Origin of the sequence: Caballeronia sp. GAFFF1 (assembly GCF_023630705.1) — a bacterium.
Lineage (GTDB): Bacteria > Pseudomonadota > Gammaproteobacteria > Burkholderiales > Burkholderiaceae > Caballeronia.
Genome location: NZ_JALQEM010000067.1, coordinates 1 through 231, shown reverse-complemented (window position 1 = coordinate 231; position 231 = coordinate 1). Strand labels below are relative to the sequence as shown.

General features: G+C 58.0%; 1 pseudogene. It reads right to left on the bottom strand.

The window, feature by feature from the left end:
• Positions 1 to 36: 36 nt before the first annotated feature.
• Positions 37 to 231, bottom strand: a pseudogene (locus NCR37_RS28330) (RNA polymerase subunit sigma-24); the annotation flags it as partial.

Here is a 231-nt window from a genome sequence, read left to right as displayed (position 1 = left end):
CTATTGCTTCGCGCGCATCAATCAAAGTGGCAGGCGTTACGCATTGCCGTAACGCGCCGCGATGCGTTCGAGCTTGTCCGGGTTGCGTTGCACCTGAATTCGCACGATGCGCTCGTCTTCGATGTCGAATGTCTGCGCGGATTCGAGCTTGCCGTCGATGAAGCGCAAGAACGCCCATTCGCCATTGAGCATGACGAGGTCGAGACGCACGCCCTTTCCATAGCGCAGGAA